Origin of the sequence: uncultured Sneathiella sp., from assembly GCF_963973085.1 — a bacterium.
Taxonomy (GTDB): domain Bacteria; phylum Pseudomonadota; class Alphaproteobacteria; order Sneathiellales; family Sneathiellaceae; genus Sneathiella.
On record NZ_CAXAXA010000002.1, the window covers coordinates 47,643 to 71,589 of the forward strand.

A 23,947-nucleotide genomic window follows, 5' to 3' on the forward strand; every position below is an offset into this window, starting at 1 on the left:
TCCAATCGTTGATATAGAAGTAGAGCTAAGCCATGGCGGCTTTCGCTCGACGTTCAAGCATATAGGCAACCGCGGCTGCAGGACCTGCTGTGGCCAATGCGAAGAGCGCCAGTTCAAGATCGCTGAACGGTATTAAGTCACTACCGCCCGGCGTTGCTAAAGCTAAACCGCCGATCAGGACTAGCGCTCGGATCGGCCAGCCAAGAATGGGATGACGATGCAGGTTGCCGATCCATACAAGATAACCTTGCAGGGAGCTCGCAACGAGGATAACCCCCCCCACAGCACAGACAAACAATAGCGCCGTCCGGCTGAGTTCTCCGTTCAGGATAAAGGCCGGATCCAGAACGAAAAAGAACGGCACGAAATAGATGATCGAGCCAAGCCGCATCGCTTCAAAACCAGTCCGCATGGGGCTGGCCCCTGCAATTGATGCCGCTGCGAAGGCACCAAGTGCCACTGGCGGGGTAATGAACGAAACCATGCCCCAATAGAGAATAAAGAGATGAACGGATAAAGGATCAAGACCGCCCTGTATCAATGCGGGTGCCAGAACAATTGCCAGGAAGATATAGGCCGCCGTAACGGTCATGCCGATCCCCATAATGAAACTTGCAATCGCGCCCATCAGGAGCAGGACCAGAATATCGCCACCTGCAATAAAGACGAGATCATTCACCAATGTTCCCGCCATTCCAGTAATCGAAAGAGCGCCAACAATGAGGCCGACACCGACCAGAATTGCGGCAATTTCCGCCAGCAGTTTACCGGCTGCAAGTATGAACGCCCAGAACTCCTTCATCCCCCAGCGTTCTTTTGAGAATATCTGGTTAATGATGAGCAGCAAGGCCGTTGCATAGAAAGGCGCAAGGACTTCCTGCTTAAGGTAAACCAGCATGACGATCAGCAAGATAAAGACCGCAATAAAATGCCAGCCAGCACGGAATGTTTCGCCCAGTTTCGGCAGCTGTTCCTTCGGCAGGCCAGGCATATTGTTTTTTGCAGCATATGCGTCAATCTGGATAAACAGGGCCAGATAGTAGAGAATCGACGGAATAATCGCGGCGACCGCAATGGTGATATATGGGATGTTGAGGAATACTGCCATGATGAAGGCAGTTGAGCCCATAATCGGCGGCATCAACACACCACCAGTTGAGGCACATGCCTCAACACCGGCAGCATAGGAGGCTCTGAACCCCGTTTTTCGCATCGCCGGAATGGTCATCACGCCGGTCGTGATAACGTTGGAAATCACACTTCCGCTCATGGAACCCATGAGGCCGGAGGAGAAAATCGCGACTTTTGCAGGACCGCCGCGAACATGGCCAAGTGCCGCAAATGCCAGATCAATGAAGAACTTGCCGCCGCCCGTTTGGGTCAAAGCGACACCGAAAATCAGAAAACCGATAACGAGGTTGGCGAGTGCCTGCATCGGGATGCCGAGCATGCTCTCTGCACTGAGGACGTGATAGGCTGTTGTATCCGCAAGTGAGCTACCAAGGCCGGATATCGGGCCGGGCATAATATCTGCATAAAGCGGATATAATGAAATGATCAGAACAATTGTGAAAAGGGCGGTGCCGCCTGCGCGGCGTGTTGCCTCAAGAACCAGCAACCAGAGAATGAAACCCAGGGTGACAATATGGTCCGGCGCCCCCATTTCCCAACCATTGTCGAGGATTCGCTCGGCATTCATGAAGAAGAATACGAGCAGACCAAAGGTCGTTAAGGCAAACAGGGCATCATACCAAGGAACCTTGTCCATGGCTGACTTTCCACTTGCCGGAAAAATCAGGAATACAATCGGAACAAGCAGTCCGAAAAGCGCGTACTGATACTCGTTATCAAGCCAGGTGTAGCCGACGAAAAATCCGGCATTGAAGAGCTGGTTGACAGCAAGCGTGATGACTACAATGGTGATCGCAATTACGATCGCCATCCAGCCGAAAGAAAGGCTACGGTGGCGAGCCAATTCAGGCTTCACCACCGCGCCAGTTTCTTGTTTTTGTGTTTCCATAAGGAAATCTGTGCTTTTGGTTTACTTGAAGATCGGGTTCATGCCGGCTGCTTCAAGCGCGGCAGCCCGGGTTTTCATCCAATCCTCAGAAAAAGCATCGCCTTCAAGATTTTTGTCGGCCATGGTCGCCCATGCGTCGGCCAAAACTTGCTGACGCTTAAGCATCATGTTGTTATGCTCATCCATGTCATCTGTCCAGGCACCGATTTCCTTCCAGTATTTAACAGCCGCCGGATGATAGGGAACGGCCCACTTAAATGTCTGGTTTTCAAGAGCCCAGCCCGTCATTTCCGGAAGTGATTTCTCATAATTTGGATATTCGGAATGAACTGCCTTGATCATTGAATAAACAAGATCCGGGTCCTGGTCCGCACGTGTAATCAGGATCGGGTAAGGATAAGCTGCGCCATCATGCGGCGAGTCCTTTGAGATATTGCCCGTTCCCAGCACGGCGACATGGGGCACGAAATACGGGGCAACACTTTGGATGCGAGCCCAGCCCTCTTTATCGGCGGCTGGTGTCGGAGGCCAGTAAATACCCCGGGGAGATGCTTCAAGCTGTTTGGTCGGACCAGACACTGTTGATGCGAACGCAGCATCGATCTGGCCAGACACCATCCCTTTCCACATTGCGCCATATCCGCCGAATTCTACGACTTCAACATCGTCATAGGTAAGGCCTGCGAATGCCAGTATTGCTTCTGTCCCGATCGTCAGCGCGGGGGAGCTGCGGACAACACCAACGCGCTTGCCTTTCAGGTCGGCAACGGTCTTAACACCTACATCGGCAGCAACGCCGACCGAAAGATTGGCATCTGATGTTGCGGATGCAAGCATTTGCACCTGTTGCGGCCCCCAATCGGGGTTGGCAAATTCAAAGACGCCTTCCGCCGCATAAAAGGTACCGGCGCCATTTGCGACGAACTGGACTTTATCGGTGCGCAGGGGCCCCATCCGAGAGATATCATTTTTGCCTGGAATAACGCGAAGGTCGACACCGTACTTGTCTTTCAGCGCTTTGCCGATGGCTACCGACTGGTTATAGCCGGTCGTTCCAGTATTGTAGGCACTCCACGCGAGTGTATCCGGCAACTTGACGTCTTCCGCAGATGCGACAGACGAGAACGCGATCACTGCTGCGGCTGCAGCCGTGCATATTTTTAAACTGATTCCCATTATTTCCTCCCATGGAAAACTTGGTATGTTATTTTTTTGTTTTCTAATAGGAGCGTATTCTGCATAGTGGAACAGAATTCTGCAAGTTTTTTTCCTAAGAAATCTTTTTTTTACTATAGTTAGAATATGTTGGAAGAAGAAACATTCGTCGAGGGCATTTCAGTGCCGGATAATAATCGGCATTTTGTCACCTCTCTGGCACGCGGCTTAGAAATACTTCAGGCGTTCCGGCCCGGCGAAGGGCCGGTCGGGAACAATGAGCTTGCCAAGCGAACGATGCTGCCACGCTCTACTGTCTCCCGTTTAACCAGCACATTGATGCAGCTTGGCTACCTGACTTATCGCAAAAGCCTTGGAAAGTACGAGCCATCACCGGCTGTGCTGTCCCTCGGCTATACCTTCCTCGCGAACAATAAGTTAAGATTACTCTCGCGGCCCCTAATGAGGGATTTTGCGAGGCAGGTTGGCCTTGGCGTTGCTATGGCAACGCGTGTTCGTCTGAATATGGTGTATGTTGAGACAGCGCGCGGCGGTGATGAGAGTACGCTGCGGCTGGAAACAGGATCATATCTGCCCATTGCCACAACTGCAGTCGGACGGGCTTTTCTGTGCAAGCTGGCAGAAAGCGAGCGGGCATTGCTGCTTGACCATGTGCGGAAAAAACATCTGGAGGATTGGCCTGAGATCAAAAAGGGTTTTGAATCAGCGCAAAAGGACTTCGCAGATTTCGGATATTGCCTCTCCATGGGAGAATGGCAATCAGTTTTTCATGCCGTTGGCACAGCAACGCGGGATAATTCAAGCGGCGATGTCGCTGCCTATAATTGCGGTGGGTCGTCTTATCTGGTAACAGAAGCCAGATTACGCGAAGATGTCGGCCCGCGACTCGTCGGATTGGCGCGTAGTATTGAGGTAATCTGCGGAGTAGATTGACGGCGAAAACTTCCAAATAAAGAAAACCAAGAAAAGGAAAGATAATGGCGCTGGATAGCGAGACTTTTGACTTAATGAAGGACGCGGTGTCCCGCTTCGTCCGGGAAAAACTTGTTCCGGCGGAGGATAAGGTTGAGGAAACCAACGATGTTCCGGAAGAAATAATTCAGGAAATGCGGGAGCTTGGCCTGTTCGGTCTGTCCATACCGGAAGAATATGGCGGGCTGGGGCTCAGCATGGAACAGGAATGTGAAGTTATTCACGAGCTTTGCAAAGCCTCGCTGGCTTTTCGCTCCGTCATTGGGACTACTGTCGGCATTGGCAGTCAGGGGCTCGTCATGACCGGCACAGAAGAGCAGAAAAGGCAGTATCTGCCCCGCCTCGCATCAGGAGAGATCATGTCCTCCTTCTGCCTGACAGAGCCGGAAGCGGGGTCTGATGCTGCTTCCTTACGTACTGTCGCAGTCCGTGACGGCGATGACTATGTGCTGAATGGTACAAAGCGATATATTACGAATGCTTTACGCGCGGGCATGTTGACAGTTATGGCGCGCACGGATTCGTCAAAGAAAGGTGCGTCAGGCATTTCTGCTTTTCTGGTCGATCCTGCAACTTCCGGCATTACGATCGCCAAAGCAGACGAAAAAATGGGGCAACGCGGCACAAAGACGAGTGACGTTATTTTTGAGGATGCCCGTATCCCGGCGGCCGCGTTGCTTGGCGGTGCCGAGGGACAGGGCTTCTACACGGCAATGAAGGTTCTGGACAGAGGGCGGCTGCATTTAAGTTCCGTCTCCACTGGCATTTCGGAGCGAATCATAGGGGAAGCGCTTTCCTACGCGGCGGAGCGAAAGCAGTTCGGTACGGTCATCGGTGAATTCCAGCTTGTTCAGGCTTTGCTTGCGGACAGTCAAACTGAATTGTTTGCCGGAACAGCAATGACATTGGATGCAGCGCGAAAATATGATAAGAACGAGGATATCTCTATGCTGGCCGCCTGCTGCAAGATGTTCACGACCGAGGCGGCAGGACGGATTGCTGATCGCGCGGTTCAGATTCATGGCGGTGCCGGATATATGGCGGAATACAAGGTTGAACGGTTCTACCGGGACGTCCGATTGCTGCGCCTCTATGAAGGAACAACGCAAATTCAGCAACTGGTTATCGCACGCAACATGCTGAAATCGCACAGTAACTAATACGAATAGAAAAAAGGAAAATTTGAAATGGGTGTAGATAAGATCAACAAAATGGTACCCAGCCTCAAAGGTAAAGTCAGCGACGAGGAATGGGAAGAGCGGGTCAATCTTGCGGCCTGTTATCAGCTGGTCGCTCATTACGGCATGTCCGATCTGATTTTCACGCATATTTCGGCCCGGGTGCCGGGCACGGAGAATCATTTCCTGATCAATCCGTATGGCCTCTTTTTTGATGAAATCACGGCGTCAAGTCTGGTGAAGGTTGATATTGACGGCAATATTCTGAGCGAGACTCCCTTTATTATCAATCCGGCGGGATATACCATTCATAGCGCTATTCATAGTGCACGCCATGACGTTGCCTGTGTGTTGCATACGCATACCAGCGCCGGAATGGCGGTGTCCGCCCAGAAGCAGGGGCTTCTCCCGATAAGCCAGCATTCGATGATGTTTTATGGTCGCTTGGCCTATCACGGCTATGAGGGCATCGCCCTGGACCTGGACGAGCGTGAACGGCTTGTCCGGGATATGGGTGACAGCATTGCCATGATCCTGCGTAACCATGGCTTGCTGACGGTTGGTAGTTCAATCTCTGAAGCATTCCGACGCATATTCTATCTTGAGAAATCCTGCGAATCACAGATCAAGGCGCTGGCAGGCGACTCCGAGCTTATCTTGCCGTCGCGGGAAGTATGTGAACATGCCGCTGGCCAGTTCAAGATCAGCGCATCGCAATCCGGTCTGGAATGGCCGGGCCTGCTGCGTCTTCTTGACAACAAGGGCAGTAATTTCCGCAACTAATGACAGGCTGGCATCAAGTCTGAAATTAATCAGGCGCCGGAAGCATCGCCGTCAGGCTGTTTCCGGCGCCTTTTTGTTGATGTCTTTTGATTCTTTTGAACGGCTGTAGGCAAACAATCCGGCTGAAACCAGTATCGCAAGGCTGATAAAGAAAACGCGATAGGCTATATGCGGCGCTATCCCGTCGTCGCGAACAAAACTGCCGATGATAAATCCTCCCATCGACTGCAGCAGAAACACCCCAAGGAATACAGCGGTATTCAAAGTAGCAATGCCGCGCCCGAGAAGCTTTTCTGGAAAAATAGAGCGGCCATGAGACATGATGACAACACCATAGCTGGCGAAAAAGCTGAACAGAATGAGAAGAGTGGAAACTTGCCAGACGGCTATCACAGGGATCGCTGCCAGAATTACCAGTAATAGGATCGTTGTGCCCGCCGCGGCAATAACAAGATGCTTGCGCGCCCGGAATTTGCCATCAAGATAGCCATAAAAGAAGTTACCCCCAATGACAGCCGCAGTCATCCAGAACAGAATATTGCCGCGGTCTGTGAGGTCGAGGCCGTAGATATCCCGCAAGTAATTCCCGCCCCAGAGCGCGACAATCGTCATGACCGTGCCATAGATCACGAGGTTGATGGCAAAAACATATTGGAATTCCCTGTATTTGATGATCTCTAAAACGCCAAGCAGGGTTTCCTTCATACTCTCGACTTCCCGATCATGAAAGGCATGGCCTTTGGGTGCGTCTTTAATAATGAAATAGCCAAATATGACCGAGAACGCGCTGACGCCGGCGGCTACCAGAAATACATCACGCCACCCGATGATATCGGTTAGGATTGCCGTGGGGGTTGTCGCGAGAATGTTCCCGACACCGCCCATCCCGACAATCAAGGACGCATAAAAGGCAAAACGCTCCACGGAAAGCCACCTTGAAATAATAACGAGAGAGCCCATTAGTATCGGTGAGCATCCAATACCGATTACAAAGCGGGCGGCCGACAGTTCCAGAAAATTCGTTGCAACGGCAAAGCCGCAGGAGCCTATCGTCGCGAACAACATAAGGACGCAGATGGTTTTGCGCGGACCATACCGGTCCAGGAAAATGCCGACCGGAACCTGGAACAAGGCAAAGGCAATGAAAAATATACCGCCAATAATACCGAGCTCTTCATGAGTTAGCCCGATCTCATCCATCATGTTAGGTGCAATGACGGCAATGGACGAGCGATAAAAATTACTGGCGATGTAAACGATCGACAATGTAGTGATGATCTTAAAGGCCGTTGCCGCTTCGTTTTTCATTTTTATTGCGTCCGTTTTGTTTTTTAAGAGCTAACAGTTTGTGTGTCTGCGGTCAATTCTGCCGGACATGGGGCTTTGCACCGGAATGTCTTGTAGCTATTGTGTACTGAAAAATAAAAATAAAGGGAGAGAAATATGTCACGATGGACAAACCGGCCTGAAGGATCGAATTGGGGTGAATTCGGCGCAGACGATCAGATAGGTCGGCTGAACCTGATCACGCCTGAAAGAGTGCGCGCTGCCGCGGCTGAAGTGAAAGCAGGGGAACGCTTCTGCCTCAGCCTGCCACTTGATATGCCGGGAGGGAACCTTCTAAATCCCCGGCGTTACCCGCCAGAAATAAGGCCCACTGTACGTTCCGGTGACCGACCGAACATGAATTACAACCTGTCTCAGGACGATCCCAGCATGATAGACGTGATCTGTGACGATCTGGTTGTCCTGCATACGCAATATTCTTCGCAGTGGGACAGCCTTGCCCATGTCGGTCAGGAGTTTGATGCGGACGGGGATGGAAAGGCGGAGATTGTCTATTACAACGGCTACCGTGGTGGTGAGCATATTTGTGGTCCGCAGGATGAAGGCGGCAGCCGGGCCCACGCCCTCGGTATCGAGAATATGGCCGCTGTCGGTGTTCAGGGCCGCGGCGTCATGATTGATCTTGAGGGTGAATTTGGCTGGGACCAGACAATGGTCGGCTATGACGATCTCATGCGGGTAATGGATAAGGACAACGTCACGGTCGAAGAGGGGGACATGGTCTGCCTGCATACAGGCTTTGCCCAGATGATCATGGAAATGGGGGGCACGCCGGACAAGGAAAAACTGCATAACTCCTGCGCGGCGCTGGATGGCCGGGATGGAAAGCTGCTGAACTGGATTACGGATTCCGGCCTTTCGCTATTAATTGCGGATAATTATGCCGTTGAAGCGCATCCATCGCGCCCCGGGGAAGGAAGTTGTGCTTTTTTGCCAATCCACGAGCATTGCCTTTTCAAGCTCGGCATACACCTAGGGGAGCTTTGGTATTTGACCCCTCTGAACACATGGCTCAAGGTACATGGTCGATCCCGGTTTTTGTTGACGGCGCCCCCGATACGCCTGCCGGGCGCGGTCGGCTCGCCAGCAAACCCCGTCGCCACTGTATAGTGGCTCACGCAGTTTCAGACTATTGCAAGCAACTGTAAGCGTATTATGTTATGGTTGAACCTTGCCGTGCTCCAGTTAATCTGTTAGCTGACGGTCGATTTTATTAATGTCCCGCTGCGTGCGGGTTGGAGTTTCTTGATGTTTATTCAGACCCTGCCACATGAAGACGATGCGCGGATGAAGTTCCTGCCTGGTCGTCAGGTTTTGGCCTCTGGGTCAATCGTCTTTGAGGATGAGAAGGACGGCCGCGCGCGGTCACCACTTGCGGCACGGTTGTTTGACATCCCGGGTGTGAGTTCAGTGGAACTCGGTGAAGACTATGTCACCATTGTCAAAATGCCGGATGAAGAGCAGAAAACCCTGTGGATACAGCTCAAACCCATGGTGCTGGCGGCGATAATGGACCATTACATGAGCGGCATGCCTGTTTTGATCGGTGAAGAAAAAGCGGCAAGCGCGAGCTATTCCGAAAAAGATCAGAAAATTGTCGATGCAATTGTCGATCTGGTGGAAACGCGGGTAAGGCCTCAATTGCTGGACGATGGCGGTGATGTCGCCTTTAAGTCCTATGACCCGGCGGATGGTGTTGTTGTGCTGGAAATGGATAGTTCCGGCCTGTCGACGCCGGCGTTCGGGACGCAGATTAAAATCGAGAATACGGTCAAGCATTTCATCCCTGAAATTCAAAGGGTCCGTTTTGAGCGTATGGTCGATGAAGAGGCGGAAAACACTACGGACCGTCCGGGACTTCAAAGCGATGAAGCGGAACAAATTCGCGTGCTTCTGGAAACCCGGATCAATCCTGCGATTGCTGCGCATGGGGGTTATATCACTCTGATCGATATTCAGGACCAGACCGCCTATGTCGAAATGGCGGGAGGGTGTCAGGGCTGCGGTATGGCAGACGCAACCCTTAAGCAGGGCGTTGAGGTGGAAATCAAGACTGCCGTTCCGATGATTGAGCGTGTTCTTGATGTTACCGACCATGCCGGTGGCACCAATCCCTATTATGTCGGGTATTAAAAAGCCCTAGTCGACTTCTTCGACAGATTTGATCACAAAACCACGCTCGGCGCTGTATTTCCGCCGCATTTTTTCCCATGCGTCCTCAAGGCTTGAGGCGTAAATTTCGAAGTAATGCGTTTCCGCCCAGCTGTCAGACAGATTCTTATGGTGCTCGCCATCCTGGATGGCCGTGAGGACTTCTTCGTTGAAAATCGCGGCTTCGAATTTAAGTTGCATAATCGGTCTCGGTTCAGGTTCTGTATTGGCAACTAAGGTGACATAACAGGATTAAATTTTGGTTATTTGGCGAACATAACACTGGCTTCGTTACGAACTGGAAAGTTCACAGAATTTGCAATGAAACAGATACCATGGGCATCTTCATGGAGCTTTTCCGCTTTTGTCAGATCCCCATTGGCGGTAATCGTCACAAAAGGTTTCAGAACGACTTCCGTGAATCGCAGACCGCCGTCTTTCATTTCCATTTTCCCCCAGGCGTCATCATGATAAGCGGTTACCTCTATCCTTTTGCGGGCGCACAGGGCGAGGTAGCTTAGCATGTGGCAGGCGGAAAGGGACGCCACCAGCAAATCTTCCGGATTATATCGATCGTCCGAGCCAAGGAAAGGAGGGGCCGCTGATCCCTTGATCGTCGGTCGTCCGTCAATCAGGATATCATAGTTACGAGAATATGTTCTGTAGTCCGTCGTTGCCCCATCCCGGGCGCCGGTCCAGTCAATACGGGCGAAAAATTCATGTATCTGAGCCATTTTATTCCCTGATAAAGAGAATTCACATTATTGGGAGCGACCTGATATCGCTTTGCTATGTCCGGTTATTACCATTATGTATTTCGTTAAGTACAATCTCACTAGACTGTTCTCGGATCAAGAGGGTATTTCAGGCCAAAATGTTTGATGCGGCGTTACGACATATCATTGATCCGCCGTTGAACGCGGTGGGAACGAAAATTGCGGCGACCGGTGTTTCCGCAAATACAATAACGATTGCCGGCTTTTTTCTTGGGCTCGTTGCCGTTCCCCTCATCGCGATTGAGGAATATGGTTTGGCCCTTTTCTTCATACTTCTCAACCGGCTTTTTGACGGTCTTGACGGTGCCGTGGCGCGACACTCGTTACTCACCGATTTTGGCGGTTATCTGGACATCGTTTGTGATTTCATCTTTTATTCTGCGGTTGTTTTCGCCTTTGCACTCGCCCGTCCGGAAAATGCTGTGTTCGCCGCTTTTCTTATTTTCAGCTTTATGGGTACGGGCTCAACGTTTCTGACCTATGCAATCATGGCGGAGAAGCATCGCATCACCACTGCTATTCAGGGAAGCAAATCACTCTATTACCTGGGTGGCCTTGCGGAAGGAGGCGAGACGATTGCGGCGATGGTGCTAATGTGCCTTTTCCCGGATTACTTTTTTGCAATTGCGCTGATATTTGGGGGTATGTGCTGGATAACGACCTGTACCCGTATTTATGCGGCTTGGGCGACCTTCGGAAAATCCGGTTGATCGTTATTGTAAGGTGATCCTGAACCGTTATACTCGTTTGCCAGAAAATAATAATAATGGAGGGAGAGCGGATGAACAGGTGGCAGATCGGGAATATTAAAATCACCCAGGTCGTTGAGGTGGAGGCAATGGGCGGGACACGGTTTATCCTGCCACAGGCAACCCCGGAGGCAATACAGCCTATTGACTGGCTTATCCCGCATTTCGCCTCGAAAGAGGGGAAGTTGATCATGAGCATTCATGCGCTGATCATCGACACGGGAGAGCGCCGAATTATTGTCGATACCTGCCTCGGCAACGATAAGAAACGTGAAATCCCGGCCTGGAATATGCTGCAAACCAGCTTTCTGGCGGATATCGAGGCCGCAGGCTATCCACGTGAAAGTATCGATACTGTTTTATGTACACATTTGCATGTCGATCATGTTGGCTGGAACACAATGCTTGTGGATGGTGAGTGGGTGCCGACATTTCCAAACGCGCGATATCTTATAGGCGAGAAAGAGTGGGCTCACTGGAGTTCTGCGTCACAGGACGAGTTCGGCGATGTAATCGGCGATTCTGTGGCGCCTATCGTTGATGCGGGGCTTGCCGACTTCGTCTCAATGGAACATCAGATTTGTGACGGGATAAGCCTGTTCCCTTCCCCCGGACATACGCCCGGGCATGTCTGTGTCCAGATCAGATCCAATGGAGAAGAGGCCGTGATCACGGGTGATAGTATGCACCATCCCTGTCAGATCGCCCATCCGGAATGGTCGAGTTCCGCCGATGCCGATGCGGATGCGGCCCGTGTTACCCGCGAAGGTTTTCTAAAAAAATATAGTGACTCGGATACGCTTATTATCGGCACGCATTTTGCCGGACCGACCGCAGGACATCTCAAGACGCGGGAAAATGGAGACTACTGGCTGAAAACGTAATAGCTAATGTTGTTTCCGGTCGGCGCCAGTGTTTCTTGAGAATGAGAAATCTACTACTGTGATCGGCTGCAACTGTTAGTTCGCAGAATTACCGTAAAACGGAGAAAACTGATCCGGGGCGCAAAACTGGATAGGAAAAAGAAAATGAAGCTATATGATTGTGTTGGCCCGCCAAGCCCGCGCCGGGTCAGAATATTTCTGGCGGAAAAGGGTCTTGAAGTAGAAAAAGTCATGGTCAATATGCGCGAGGGCGAGCAGTTGACGGACGCCTTCAAGCAGATTAATCCGAACTGTACGGTTCCGGTATTGGAGCTGGATGACGGCACACGGATCTCGTCCATCGACGCGATGAATCGCTATATCGAGGAAATTTGCCCCGAACCGCCTTTGTTTGGCAGAAATCCTACTGAGCGGGCACAGATAAATGACTGGTGCCACAATATTAATGTCAATGGGTTTATGGCCGTGGCGGAAGCGCTTCGGAATTCAGCCCCCCGTCTTGCCGGACGTGCGATTACGGGTCCGCGCGATGTGGAACAGATTCCGGCACTTGCAGAACGCGGACGGCAGCGTGTTGTCTATTTTTTCGAGGACCTGAATGAGCAATTGGCGGGGCATGACTTCGTCGTGGGCGACACTTTTTCAGCCGCAGATGTCGGAGCGCTGGTCGTTGTCGACTTTGCAACCGGCATGGCGAAAATCGAAATGCCGGAAGGGCTGGACAATCTGAAGCGCTGGTATGCCGCTGTATCCGCGAGACCAAGTGCGAGCGCCTAACGCACGCGTGATCTAATTCCTGCGACGACGGCCGCTGCGGCGGCCGCCTTCACTTCCCCCTGAGGCGCCATGCGTAGCACCAGCCGGTATTTCGGTTTGCCAGACCGGCCCGAAATGCGCCTCAATCTCTGGCAGGCCCAAGTTTGGTTTTGGCGCATATCCATCAAGGGCGTCTGCCATCGCCTTAAGGTGGGCATGACTGGTGCCACAGCAACCGCCAATAATGCGGGCGCCTGCATCTGCGGCGAGACGGGCATACTCGGCCATGACCTCCAATGTGCCGCTATAGGTGAGGGCACCATCCTTGAATTCAGGAATGCCACAATTGGCCTTCGCGACAATAATATCTTCCGCTGCTGCGGTTGATTTGAGACCCAGCACGGTTTCAAGCATTTCTCCCGCCCCAACACCGCAGTTCGCGCCCCAACCAATGGGGCGCACAGGAAGCTCGTGGCAGAACTCCGTATATTCCGAGGGCTTTATACCCATCATCGTCCGTCGGTTCGTATCGAACGACATGGTGCAGACAAAAGGATATCCGGTTGCCCGAACGGCATCGACAGCGGCGGCGACTTCCTCCTTCGACGACATGGTCTCAATCCACAGAACGTCTACGCCTCCTTCAATGAGGGCTTCAGCCTGCGCCTTGAAGGCGGCAACTGCCCCTTCATGGGTCAGAGTTCCCATCGGCTCCATGAGTTCGCCGGTCGGTCCCATGGACCCCGCGACGATCACAGTGTGATCTGTGCGGTCAGCCTCGGAGCGGGCAATTTTAGCGGCGGCAAGGTTCAGTTCATGGACACGATCCTGTGCATTGTGAAGCTTAAGCCGATAGCTTGTTCCACCAAAGCTGTTTGTCAGGATGATGTCCGAGCCAGCGTCTACAAAGCCACGGTGAAGCGCGTGAATTTTCTCCGGTGCGTCAATGTTCCAAAGCTCCGGTGCGTCGCCTGATTGAAGTCCGGCGGCGAAAAGGTTGGTCCCTACGGCTCCATCTGCAAGAAGAAACGGTTTTTCATTGAGGAGCTGTTCAAGTTTATTGGTCATGCCGACACACCGTATTGATTTTCAGTATTTTCGTCATGACATAGGCCGGCATTATTGGCAATGCAAAAGCTCCGCCGTGCTTACGTTCCGCGTCTATCACACGGTGAAGCTCAACTTCGTTATTACACACAGAAATATCAGCTTGTTTCCGGGCCAGAGTCTTTTTTCGGATCATCCGTCTTTTTTGTGCGGGTGGTAGTTGTTTTCTTCGGAGCGGTGGTTTCGTCGGCTTTCTCTGCGACAATAATGACCTCATCCGATTTTTCGACTTCCGGTTCCGGTGGCCACGGTCCGACCGGAAATGGCCGCTCATCACTCTGGTAGGAGAGAAAGGCAACCAGTTGTTTGTTGTATTCCGCCAATGCGCCGCCGAAAGACTGCAGGCGGGTAAACGGAGAGCCGGTTAAAAGAGATTTCAAAAATTGCACGATTGTAATCACAAGAAGTACAATTTCCGCAACCCGGTAGATAATCCCGTACAGGATCAGGTAAATCAGCCGTGTCCAGGTTGATTTCGATTTAACATGGGTTTTAACATCGTCCGTCATCCGTTGCGCCCTTTACTTTATTGAAGTTCAGCTAAATGCCGACGCGAAATATATCAAAGCCAGCGCCGGACCTTCTTCTTATAGTCTAGATATTCACTGCCGAACTTATCTTCAAGGTAGGCCTCTTCGCGGGCAATGACGTAATGGCGAATGATGTAAAGGCAGGCGGGCAGCAGCAGGAGCGCTAGCCAGCTTCCCGCCGCTATCGCCGCACCGACGTAAAAGACCGCCATGGCAAGATAGATTGGATTGCGGGAGTATTTATAGGCGCCGTCCGAAATTATCGTCGTCGTCGGTTTCCACGGCTCAACGTTAGAGCCTGCTGATCTGTGCTTTTGCGCGGCCAAAACCAGATAAACGAAGGAAGCGGCGGCTATTAAAGCGCCTGTAATGGTCAGGTAATTTGCCGCGAGACGCCCCTCAACCCAGGCGGAATTCGCAAGAATGCCAACCGCAAGAAATGTAAAGAAACAAAGGGGCGGTGGAATTCTCACCCCCGCATGATCCGGTTTGGACATGAAAACCTCCCTTTAACGCCAAAAATGTTAGCAGAAATGAGGCCTCATATCCGTGCCCTACATCACAAACAGCAGCTATTGCGGGACATTCTCTGCAAGGTAATCGATGGCGGCTTGGACGCCACCGGAACCATGAGGAATGTCCTGAGCTTTCATACTCATCTCGATCGCGCTGAGTGTTCCCATCAACATCGGGGCGTTGATGTGTCCCATATGCGCAATTCGAAGAGCTTTGCCCGAGAGTTGCGAGATTCCGACACCAACGACAACCCCACATTTTTCACTACAGTATTTATGAACGGCGTCGAGAGATTTATCGTTGGCAGCGAGGACAGTCGTGACCGAATTTGCACGTTCCGCCGGATTTAGGATATTGAACGAGAACTCTCCTCCTTCAGACCATTTTTTGACGGCCATGCGTGTCGCTTCAGCGAGGAGTTGATGGCGCAGGAATATTGCCTCCAACCCTTCCGCTTTGATCATTTCGAATGCTTTTTGAAGGCCGAACAACATGTGAACCGGCGGGGTGCCTGCATAATTCTGGTAGTGCTCCGGCCCCAGGCGGCTGGTCCAGTCCCAATAAGCCGTGCGAAGGTTTGCCGTTTCATGACGGGCCAGCGCCTTTTTGTTGGCGATGACAAAGCTGATGCCCGGGGACATCATCAGGCCTTTCTGGCAAGCCGTAACGGTTACATCAACACCCCACTCATCCATGCGGAAATCCATCGTGCCGAGAGAGGCAATTGTATCGACCATGAATAACGCGTCATGGCCGACATTATCGATTGCACGGCGGATCGCCGATATGTCATTTACAACACTTGTAGCAGTGTCGACCTGGACAACCAGCACGGCTTTGATGTCACCGCTCTTGTCTTCTTTCAACCTTGCCTCCAGGGCATCCACATTGACCGCCCTCTGCCAGCTGCCCGGTAATATCTCAACGTCAAGACCCATCGTGCCGCCAGTCTGGCCCCAGCCAACGGCAAAGGACCCGCTTTCAAGCACAAGGACCTTGTCGCCCCGGTTCAGTACATTGCTGAGTGCCGCTTCCCATGCGCCATGACCGTTGGCGATGTAGATAAATGGTGTTCCGTCTGATTTGCTGATCATGCGAAGGCCATCTTTTATCGCTGCCGTCACATCAACCAGTTCACCTTTGCGAATATCTATTGCAGGACGGTGCATAGCCGCCAGAACTTCATCGGGAACCGTTGTCGGGCCCGGAATGCTCAAAAATTGTCGTCCGTTCTTGACACTCATGACGATATTTTCCTCATGCTGCGATCTTTCATATATAGAGACTTTATCCGCTTTTTCCGGGGTGGCAACGGCATTTCCCCGGATCTTATATTAATCAGTTTTTTTGGTGCCACGCTTTCGGCTTTCCCTCACGACGGTACTGTAAAGTTGTTTACTAGATGATCCCAGGCTGCCAAGAGGCAGGAATACTGCTTTTTTGTCCCCTGCGGGGCGCTGTAATACACGAATTATAGTGAAACCGGCGAGAAATAGAGTGCAGCCGATGACATAGTAAAACAAACCATATGGCCCTACCCGGCCCATTATCTGCGACGCCAGTATCGGGCCGATGCTCGCACCCGTTCCGTAAGCAAGCAATAATCCTGCTGACACCTGGACAAGGCGGTTCTGATCTGCAAGGTCGTTTACCTGGGCGGATGACATTGGATAGATCGTATAACAGAATCCGCCATACAGGAGACAAAACGCAAACAACGCGATGACATGATGACCGGCGGCGGCCCAGACGATTCCGCCACTTATCAGTGCTGTTGCCAGGGCGGAACTGATCAGGATCGTCCGTCGGTCGAAATGGTCAGACAGTCGGCCAACCGGAAATTGCAGCAACATGCCGCCGAGCAATATACTCGCCATAAAAGTTGATATCTGTCCAAGACTGAGCCCTATTGAAGTGGCAAAAATCGGCCCCATGCTATTGATGGCCGAATTTGTCAGTCCCGCAATTAACGTACCGGCGACCCCTACCGGTGAAATTTTGATAAGATCGCGAAATTTCATGCGCTCCGGTGCGGATGGCCGGGGAACAGTAGCACGGGTCAGGAGAATGGGAACCAAGGCAATGGAAAAGATAATTGATGCAACGGAGAAAAGCTGGAATCCGTCGGGATTTGCAATGGTGATAAGGAACTGGCCGGAGCCAGCCCCAAGGTAATTTGTTATCATATAGAGCGAGAGAACGCGCCCCCTGGTGGCGTTGGTGGACCGCTCATTGAGCCAACTTTCGACGATCATGACCATCCCGGCCATACAGAAACCAGTGACCGCGCGCAGTGTGAACCATGCGACAGGATCAATTATCAGGACATGGGCAAGAACCGCAACCGACATTATGGAAGCGAAGGCCGCGAATGACCTGATATGCCCGGCACTGGCGACCACCCGGACCGCGTATAATGCGCCCAACAGCATTCCGATGAAAAAGCCGGCCATAATTACACCGGTCACTTCCGTCGAAAAGCCTTCAAGCTTGCTACGCAATCCAAGCAGGGTACCAAACATGGCATTCGCAACCATCAGGAGGCCATAGCTTGCCAAGAGAGAAGCGACGGATTTGATTGAATTCCACATTCCGGATCAGGAGCCCGGAAGTGTTTTAGATGTCCGCACGGTCCAGATCATCGCGGCGAGAGACAAGGCTCCCAAACAGGCAAACCCGGCAATCAGGGGCAACACCGTTCCATCATAAAATTGAGCAATCAGCGTGCCCAGTCCCATGGAAACGAAAGTCGTGATGGAACCAATGACGGCTGCGGCGACGCCGGCAATATGACCGAGAGGCTCCATCGCCATGGCATTGAAATTCCCGAACAGGATTCCAATGCAGAAAAAGGCAATCATAAAGAAACTGACAAGTGTCCAAAGTGGGGGGTGGCCAATTGTTATATAAGTAAAGACCAGAAAGAGGAAGGATATGCTAGTGAGAATAATAAGGGCAATATATGACAGTTGCCGCATCCCGAAACGCATAACAAGCCGAGCGTTGACAAAAGAGGCGGCCCCAATGGCCAGTGCAAGGACACCAAAATACACAGCGAACATCTCGCCGACACCGTACTGGTCCTGAAAAATTTGCTGGGACATTGTAAGATACCCCAAAAAAGCGCTGAAAATAAATCCACCGACCATCGTAAAGCCAAATGCGGCTCGGGTATAGATTACTTCTTTCACGGCACGCCAGATCCTGCGGAGTGAAAATGGCGCACGCTTTTCAGGAACCAAGGTTTCTTCCTGCCGCAAACCGAACCAAAGTAAGGTTGCAAAACCCAACATAAAAAGCGTTACGAAAATCATTCGCCATTCAGCAAAAAACAAAATTCCCTGTCCGACAGCGGGGGCCAATATCGGCACCAGAATGAAAACCGTCATGACGAGAGAGACAAATCTCGCCATTTCCCGTCCTTCATACTGATCACGAATGAGCGCAAGGGAGACAATGCGGGGTGAGGCGACGCCCAGTCCCTGCAAAAACCTTCCTATCAACATTACGGTGAAGTTCTCCGCGAAGATCGACAAAAGGCATCCCACAAGGAACAGTCCAAAGCCAAAGTAAATTGCCGGTTTGCGGCCTGTGCTATCGGAGATCGGTCCGTAAAATAATTGTCCGACCGCTAGCCCAAGGAAGACTGCGGATATAACATATTGTCGATCATTCGGGCTGTTTGCTTGTAGATCCTGACTGATGGGAAGCAGGGCGGGCAACATGACATCTATCGACAGCGCCACCATAGAAATCATCATCGCAAGCAGGACGACCTGTTCTACAAACCCGAGTTTTGTGGAGGACGAGGTCATGGCCCAATTCAGCTCCCGCATTTTGGTGACATTGAGAAATAAAGCCAGAAGAACTACGGTGCCTTTCCGACCCGGACCTACGGCTTGGTTAATCCGCCCTATAGTATAATTCCTGCCGGATAGAGCAAGTTGTTTATCGTCAAACAAAAAAGCAAATATTTCCGTTTCGCTCGCGGTAAATACTGGAGTAAGATTTTGTTATGCTGAGCGAGAGATTCCGCATTACAAAATAAATAACAGGGAAACAGCATGAGCCCACTAGAAAGTAACAGGCCGCTCAGCGGTATGGATGCCTTGCTGGCGCGCACGCCGTTTTTTTATGGCTGGGCCGTGGTGGCGATTGTTTTTATTACGATGGGAATCGGGGTTAATGTACGAACCTCCTTCTCCTTGCTTTTTCCGGCAATCCTGAATGAATACGGCTGGGATCGGGCAACGACAGCTGCGACATTTTCAATCGGATTTGCGATCGGGGCAATGCTGGCACCAGTTGTAGGCAAGCTTCTTGAGTTTGTTGCGCCGAGGTATCTTTTGTCAATTTCGGCGATTTTGGTCAGTCTCGGCTTTATTCTTTCCACATATGCGACGCAGCCCTGGCATTTTTATCTCACTCTGGGTGTGTTGATGGTCGGCACCGGCATTGTTCTCACCTACGTGGGGCAGTCAATGTTCCTGCCCAACTGGTTTCAGCGTCGTCGCGGACTTGCGGTGGGCGTTGCTTTCTCGGGTGTCGGGATCGGGTCGATTATTCTGATGCCGTTGATACAGGAAACCATTTCCGCCGAGGGGTGGCGGGACGCCTGCTGGCTAATGGCCGGACTGCTGCTGGTAATCGTGCTGCCGATGAATTTTTTCCTTCAACGCAAGGAGCCTGCCGATATTGGCCTGTACCCGGACGGGGACGCGGCACCGGACAAGGAAATGACTCGTGGCCAACAGACGGCGGCGGATCCTGTCGTTGACGTTGAATGGGTGAATACAGACTGGACCTTGCGTAAGGCAATCAAGACAGGCACATTCTGGTGGCTGGCGTTGGCATGCTCTACTGCACTTTACGTTTGGTATGCCGTGCAAGTGCATCAGACAAAATACCTAATTGAAATTGGTTTTTCCGAATTGGAGGCGGCATCTGCGCTGGGACTTGTCGGCTTTGCCGGCGTGATTGGGCAGATTTATCTGGGCAATCTTTCCGATCGTATCGGCCGTGAATGGGTCTGGTCTCTTTCCACCGCAGGATTTTTGCTGAGCTGTGTTTTACTGCTGGTGATGGAGCACGTACCGAGTGCGACCATGATGTATGCCATGGTTATACTGCAAGGGGGCCTTGGCTATGGGATTGCCACGGTTTTCGGATCCATGCCCGCCGATCTTTTTCAGGGACGGGGATATGGTATCATCTTCGGTACGCTCGGTACGCTGGCTCTTGTTGGCGGGGCTGTAGGACCATGGTTGACGGGATATTTTTATGATGAGGGCGGGAACTACCATCTGGCCTTTTATGTAGTTATTGCCATGTCAGTTTTGTCAATACTGTCTGTCTGGCTTGCCGCGCCGCGCAAACGCAGGTTGGTTGCGGGACAGGCTCGAAAACGGGCGATGAGGGCGATGTTGAAATAATAAAAACATAAAATTTGGGATGATAAATGGCTGATAAGGATAAGATCGCTCTTGTTACCGGAGCAGGGGCCGGAATTGGACGTGCAGTATCATTGATGCTGCTGAAAAATGGCTACAAAGTGGTTCTTGCCGGTCGTCACCGCAAGACGTTGCAGGAAACGCTGGACCTAGCAGAGAATAATGCGGAAAACGGTCGGGTTGTGCCAACGGATGTGAGTGATCCGGCTGCTGTCGATGCCCTGTTCGCAGCGATCCGGTCTGCTTTCGGGCGGCTCGATCTTCTATTCAACAATGCCGGGATTGGGGCACCGCCCGTGCCACCGGATGAACTGGCGATCGATGCCTGGCAGAACGTTGTCAATACAAACCTCAACGGATCGTTCTATTGCGCCCGTGCCGCCTTCGGGTTGATGCGCGAGCAAAGACCGATGGGCGGGCGTATCATCAATAACGGATCGATTTCCGCGCATGTTCCCCGGCCCTATAGTATTGCCTATACCTCGACCAAGCACGCGATAACCGGCCTGACCAGGTCTCTGTCACTCGATGGGCGGGCGTTTGACATTGCCTGCGGGCAAATCGATATCGGAAATGCGGAGACACCCATGACAGCCGTTATAAAGAAGGGGGTTCCGCAGGCAAATCTTGAAAAGGCGCCGGAACCTGTCATGAATGTGGAAAATGTGGCGTCGGCTGTTCTCTACATGGATAGTCTCAGTCTTGAGGCGAATGTCCAGTTCATGACGATAATGGCGACCAAGATGCCGTTTATCGGACGTGGATAGGGCAGGACTTACAATCTGGATATGGATGCCTATATCTAACCGATCGTTCCAATATTAAGGAGAAGGAAAGTAGGGTTTATTATGTCCAAATCACGTACCGTTACCCGTGTCATCCTCTCGACAGAAGCCTCGGATGGGGCCGGTGTAAAGCTCCGTCGGTCAATCGGGACAGGCCAGATTTCAGAGCTGGATCCATTTTTGCTGCTGGATAACTTCGGCACGGAAAATCCTGATGACTATATCGCCGGGTTTCCGTCTCATCCGCATCGCGGCTTTGAAACCGTGACATACATGATCGCGGGTCAGATGCGGCACAAGGATTCTACGGGCGCGGAAGGAATTCTTGGACCCGGCAGTGTCCAGTGGATGACGGCCGGTCGCGGTATTGTGCATTCGGAAATGCCGGAGCAGAAAGAAGGCCGTATGAGCGGATTCCAGCTCTGGGTAAACCTGCCGGCGAAGGACAAAATGTGCCCTCCTCGCTATCAGAATATTGATCCGGAAGATGTGCCTGAAGTGGATCTTGGTCGCGTGCATGTCCGTGTGCTTGCGGGTAAGGTTGACGGTCCTGACGGTGTCGTCGATGGGCCGGTTACAGGTGTCGCGACGGACCCGACCTATATTGATATAACGCTTTCACCCGGTGGTAGCTATGAGCATTTGATTCCTGAAGGTCATACGGCATTTGCCTATGTTTTCGAAGGGTCGGTCGATGTCGGTGGCAAGGCCATCGACCAGCACCATCTTGCGATCCTCTCTGATGGTGATCGTGTTCGACTGGCGAGCGAGGCTGGCGGACGGGCAATTCTGGTTGCCGGACGACCCATAGGCGAGCCGGTTGCGCGGTATGGACCTTTCGTGATGAACAGCTTTGATGAAATTCAGCAGGCTGTTCAGGACTTTCAGACCGGTAACTTTTAAGCCTGCTTGATTGGCGCGGCAAAGCCCGATAGGATTTTGCCGCGCATAATTGTCACCTTGAGAATGACGAAAAGGACAGCAACCGATGACCGTCGATATTTCCTCGCCGATAACCCTTCCCTGTGGCGTAACCGTGAAAAACCGGATTGCCAAAGCACCGATGACGGAGGGGCTGGCGGATTCCATGAACCGGGCGACTGAACGCCATGTCAGGCTCTATCGCAAATGGGCGGAGGGTGGCGCGGGTATTCTTGTGACCGGCAACGTTCAGGTTGATCGCCGGTTTCTGGAGCGGCCGGGCAATGTCGTTATTGATCAGAATGGTGGACTGGAAGAGTTGCGCGCCTTTGCCACGGCGGGAACGGTCAACAATACGCTACTTTTCATGCAAATTGGCCATGCCGGTCGTCAGACGCCCCGGCGAGTGAATCCGCGCCCTGTGGCGCCATCAGAAATTTCCATGACATTACCCGACAGCGCGTTTGGGGCACCCCGAGCGCTGACATCTGAAGAAGTGGAGGATGTTATCCAGCGGTTCATTCATGTAGCGAGGATCGCTAAGGAAACCGGCTTTTCTGGCGTGCAGATTCATGGCGCGCATGGATATCTGATTTCCGAGTTTCTCTCGCCCTTGGCTAATCAGCGTGAGGATAAATGGGGTGGAAGCCTTGAAAACCGGGCGCGTTTGCTGCGTGAAGCGGTGCAGGGTATCCGCGCTGCTGTTGGTAAGGAATATCCAATCTCTGTGAAGCTGAATTCTTCGGATTTCCAAAAAGGCGGTTTTAGCCATGAAGATTGTCTGCAGGTTGTCAAATGGCTGGAAGAAGACACTGTCGATCTTCTTGAAATATCTGGAGGGAATTACGAAAATCCGGCTATGATGATCGGCGCGCGCGGCACGGATGAAGTCCGAAGCACGACCGTCGCACGGGAAGCCTATTTCATGGGTTATGCAAAAAGTATCCGCGACGCAACCAGTATTCCGTTAATGGTAACGGGGGGTTTCCGCAGCCGAAATGCCATGGATGCTGCCCTTGAAGAAGGGGATATTGATATTATCGGAATTGGCCGACCTCTCTGCGTGGATACAGACGCGCCCAACCAGTTGTTGGCGGCGGCGAACAGCACGGCGATTGCCTATGAACAACAGATCAAGCCCTCAAAGGCTGCGCTTGGCTGGTTCTGCTTGAATATCATCCGAATTGCCGATGGTCTTGAACCGGATCGCAATATGAGCGGAGAGACGGCAATTGCCGACTATTTGGAGAATGAAGAGAAAACGGCCTCCGCTCTTGAGGGGCGAATTATCTAACGAGCAAAATCGTCAGAAATTGATCACTATCAATGCGGCGCTAAATTTATTAGATAAGCTGAATGTTCCAATTCATGAGGGAAGAGGTATGTTTGACAAACCGTCTTTGATTACACGTATTGCCGTTGGGAAGATTATCGGTTTTATCGTTGGGCTTATCGCATTTGTTCTTCTGCCCTATGTCTGGCCCGAAGGCGACCTCATGCTGAGGTTCGGTGTCCTGTTCTGGTACATTACGTTGGGCGCCATCATCGGGGCGTTCGGTGTGTTGACCTGGAACCCGGTGCTTCGCCTTCCCATGCCGTGGTGGTTCCGCGCTCCCCTTGTCGGCGGATGGATGAATTTTGTGCTGACGCTCTTTGTCTACGATACTTTTGCGCAAATGATGCTGGATATCTTCGGTCCTGATTTTCCCCTTACTTCCCCGTTTTGGTTCGTGCTGGAAGGGGCGCTGGTCGGACTTGTCATAGGCTTCTTCGCAACCAGATTTGGCGGAGAGGGTAAAGCCGCGGTTCCTGAGGCGCCGTCTTAGTCAAAGGGCTGCTAGTGGAA

At 52.0% G+C, this 23,947-nt stretch carries 24 protein-coding genes; 13 read left to right on the plus strand and 11 right to left on the minus strand.

Features of this window, described 5'->3' with window-relative positions; translation table 11 throughout:
* Positions 1 to 25: 25 nt before the first annotated feature.
* On the minus strand, positions 26 to 2,020 hold the full coding sequence (locus tag AACZ19_RS04410; RefSeq protein WP_339631513.1) for a TRAP transporter fused permease subunit: 1,995 nt from the start codon (positions 2,018 to 2,020) through the stop codon (positions 26 to 28).
* A gap of 21 nt (positions 2,021 to 2,041) precedes the next feature.
* Entirely contained in the window at positions 2,042 to 3,196 is a 1,155-nt protein-coding gene (locus AACZ19_RS04415) for a TAXI family TRAP transporter solute-binding subunit (RefSeq protein WP_339631515.1), read from the minus strand.
* Positions 3,197 to 3,322: 126 nt separating this feature from the next.
* On the opposite strand from AACZ19_RS04415, the gene AACZ19_RS04420 reads away from it, so the two are divergent.
* Genes AACZ19_RS04420 through AACZ19_RS04430 form a run of 3 tightly spaced genes read left to right on the plus strand, consistent with a single transcriptional unit; the run spans position 3,323 to position 6,129 of the window.
* Positions 3,323 to 4,129 (plus strand): IclR family transcriptional regulator, encoded by an 807-nt coding sequence (locus tag AACZ19_RS04420; RefSeq protein WP_339631517.1) that lies wholly within the window; start codon positions 3,323 to 3,325, stop codon positions 4,127 to 4,129.
* Between the two features lie 44 nt (positions 4,130 to 4,173).
* On the plus strand, positions 4,174 to 5,328 hold the full coding sequence (locus tag AACZ19_RS04425; RefSeq protein ID WP_339631518.1) for an acyl-CoA dehydrogenase family protein: 1,155 nt from the start codon (positions 4,174 to 4,176) through the stop codon (positions 5,326 to 5,328).
* 27 nt (positions 5,329 to 5,355) lie between these two features.
* Positions 5,356 to 6,129 (plus strand): class II aldolase/adducin family protein, encoded by a 774-nt coding sequence (locus tag AACZ19_RS04430; RefSeq protein WP_339631520.1) that lies wholly within the window; start codon positions 5,356 to 5,358, stop codon positions 6,127 to 6,129.
* A 51-nt stretch (positions 6,130 to 6,180) separates the two neighbouring features.
* Here the strand turns inward: AACZ19_RS04430 and AACZ19_RS04435 are convergent, their stop codons facing one another.
* Positions 6,181 to 7,437: an MFS transporter gene (locus AACZ19_RS04435; RefSeq protein ID WP_339631522.1), complete on the minus strand. Its 1,257-nt coding sequence runs from the start codon at positions 7,435 to 7,437 to the stop codon at positions 6,181 to 6,183.
* Positions 7,438 to 7,572: 135 nt separating this feature from the next.
* Between AACZ19_RS04435 and AACZ19_RS04440 the strand changes: the two genes are divergently transcribed.
* Together AACZ19_RS04440 and AACZ19_RS04445 are read left to right on the plus strand one after the other, a co-directional pair.
* Entirely contained in the window at positions 7,573 to 8,586 is a 1,014-nt protein-coding gene (locus AACZ19_RS04440) for a cyclase family protein (RefSeq protein WP_339631524.1), read from the plus strand.
* Between the two features lie 138 nt (positions 8,587 to 8,724).
* Positions 8,725 to 9,609 (plus strand): NifU family protein, encoded by an 885-nt coding sequence (locus AACZ19_RS04445; protein WP_339631526.1) that lies wholly within the window; start codon positions 8,725 to 8,727, stop codon positions 9,607 to 9,609.
* 6 nt (positions 9,610 to 9,615) lie between these two features.
* Here AACZ19_RS04445 and AACZ19_RS04450 read toward each other — a convergent pair whose 3' ends face one another.
* Together AACZ19_RS04450 and AACZ19_RS04455 are read right to left on the minus strand one after the other, a co-directional pair.
* Positions 9,616 to 9,828, minus strand: coding sequence for a hypothetical protein (locus AACZ19_RS04450; protein WP_339631528.1), 213 nt, complete (start codon positions 9,826 to 9,828; stop codon positions 9,616 to 9,618).
* Positions 9,829 to 9,890: 62 nt separating this feature from the next.
* Positions 9,891 to 10,361: an OsmC family protein gene (locus AACZ19_RS04455; protein WP_339631530.1), complete on the minus strand. Its 471-nt coding sequence runs from the start codon at positions 10,359 to 10,361 to the stop codon at positions 9,891 to 9,893.
* A gap of 140 nt (positions 10,362 to 10,501) precedes the next feature.
* Here AACZ19_RS04455 and AACZ19_RS04460 point away from each other — a divergent pair, with 140 nt between their 5' ends.
* From AACZ19_RS04460 to AACZ19_RS04470, 3 genes are all read left to right on the plus strand, one after another.
* Positions 10,502 to 11,113, plus strand: a complete 612-nt coding sequence (locus AACZ19_RS04460) for a CDP-alcohol phosphatidyltransferase family protein (protein ID WP_339631532.1) — start codon at positions 10,502 to 10,504, stop codon at positions 11,111 to 11,113.
* A gap of 71 nt (positions 11,114 to 11,184) precedes the next feature.
* Positions 11,185 to 12,036 carry an MBL fold metallo-hydrolase gene (locus AACZ19_RS04465; RefSeq protein WP_339631534.1) on the plus strand — a complete coding sequence of 284 codons (852 nt, stop codon included), beginning with the start codon at positions 11,185 to 11,187 and terminating at the stop codon, positions 12,034 to 12,036.
* 144 nt (positions 12,037 to 12,180) lie between these two features.
* Complete coding sequence (locus tag AACZ19_RS04470; RefSeq protein ID WP_339631536.1) at positions 12,181 to 12,813, plus strand: glutathione S-transferase family protein; 633 nt, start codon at positions 12,181 to 12,183, stop codon at positions 12,811 to 12,813.
* Between the two features lie 12 nt (positions 12,814 to 12,825).
* Here AACZ19_RS04470 and bmt read toward each other — a convergent pair whose 3' ends face one another.
* From bmt to AACZ19_RS04500, 6 genes are all read right to left on the minus strand, one after another.
* A complete protein-coding gene (gene bmt / locus AACZ19_RS04475; protein WP_339631538.1) occupies positions 12,826 to 13,860 on the minus strand; it encodes a betaine--homocysteine S-methyltransferase in 1,035 nt (344 codons plus the stop codon).
* A gap of 137 nt (positions 13,861 to 13,997) precedes the next feature.
* Complete coding sequence (locus AACZ19_RS04480) at positions 13,998 to 14,408, minus strand: DUF4389 domain-containing protein (RefSeq protein ID WP_339631540.1); 411 nt, start codon at positions 14,406 to 14,408, stop codon at positions 13,998 to 14,000.
* Between the two features lie 53 nt (positions 14,409 to 14,461).
* Positions 14,462 to 14,926, minus strand: coding sequence for an isoprenylcysteine carboxylmethyltransferase family protein (locus AACZ19_RS04485; protein ID WP_339631542.1), 465 nt, complete (start codon positions 14,924 to 14,926; stop codon positions 14,462 to 14,464).
* Positions 14,927 to 15,001: 75 nt separating this feature from the next.
* A complete protein-coding gene (locus AACZ19_RS04490) occupies positions 15,002 to 16,189 on the minus strand; it encodes an aminotransferase class V-fold PLP-dependent enzyme (RefSeq protein WP_339631544.1) in 1,188 nt (395 codons plus the stop codon).
* Between the two features lie 90 nt (positions 16,190 to 16,279).
* Positions 16,280 to 17,536: an MFS transporter gene (locus tag AACZ19_RS04495; RefSeq protein WP_339631546.1), complete on the minus strand. Its 1,257-nt coding sequence runs from the start codon at positions 17,534 to 17,536 to the stop codon at positions 16,280 to 16,282.
* Between the two features lie 6 nt (positions 17,537 to 17,542).
* Positions 17,543 to 18,760, minus strand: a complete 1,218-nt coding sequence (locus tag AACZ19_RS04500) for a multidrug effflux MFS transporter (RefSeq protein ID WP_339631548.1) — start codon at positions 18,758 to 18,760, stop codon at positions 17,543 to 17,545.
* 249 nt (positions 18,761 to 19,009) lie between these two features.
* Here AACZ19_RS04500 and AACZ19_RS04505 point away from each other — a divergent pair, with 249 nt between their 5' ends.
* The 5 genes from AACZ19_RS04505 (at position 19,010) to AACZ19_RS04525 (ending at position 23,927) form a co-directional block, all read left to right on the plus strand.
* The gene (locus AACZ19_RS04505) at positions 19,010 to 20,377 is read left to right on the plus strand and encodes an MFS transporter (protein WP_339631550.1); all 1,368 of its coding nucleotides are present in this window, start codon (positions 19,010 to 19,012) and stop codon (positions 20,375 to 20,377) included.
* 26 nt (positions 20,378 to 20,403) lie between these two features.
* Positions 20,404 to 21,162: an SDR family oxidoreductase gene (locus AACZ19_RS04510; protein ID WP_339631552.1), complete on the plus strand. Its 759-nt coding sequence runs from the start codon at positions 20,404 to 20,406 to the stop codon at positions 21,160 to 21,162.
* A gap of 81 nt (positions 21,163 to 21,243) precedes the next feature.
* On the plus strand, positions 21,244 to 22,083 hold the full coding sequence (locus AACZ19_RS04515; protein ID WP_339631554.1) for a pirin family protein: 840 nt from the start codon (positions 21,244 to 21,246) through the stop codon (positions 22,081 to 22,083).
* Between the two features lie 85 nt (positions 22,084 to 22,168).
* Positions 22,169 to 23,395 carry an NADH:flavin oxidoreductase/NADH oxidase family protein gene (locus AACZ19_RS04520; protein WP_339631556.1) on the plus strand — a complete coding sequence of 409 codons (1,227 nt, stop codon included), beginning with the start codon at positions 22,169 to 22,171 and terminating at the stop codon, positions 23,393 to 23,395.
* A gap of 88 nt (positions 23,396 to 23,483) precedes the next feature.
* Positions 23,484 to 23,927 carry a hypothetical protein gene (locus AACZ19_RS04525; protein ID WP_339631558.1) on the plus strand — a complete coding sequence of 148 codons (444 nt, stop codon included), beginning with the start codon at positions 23,484 to 23,486 and terminating at the stop codon, positions 23,925 to 23,927.
* Positions 23,928 to 23,947: the final 20 nt, after the last annotated feature.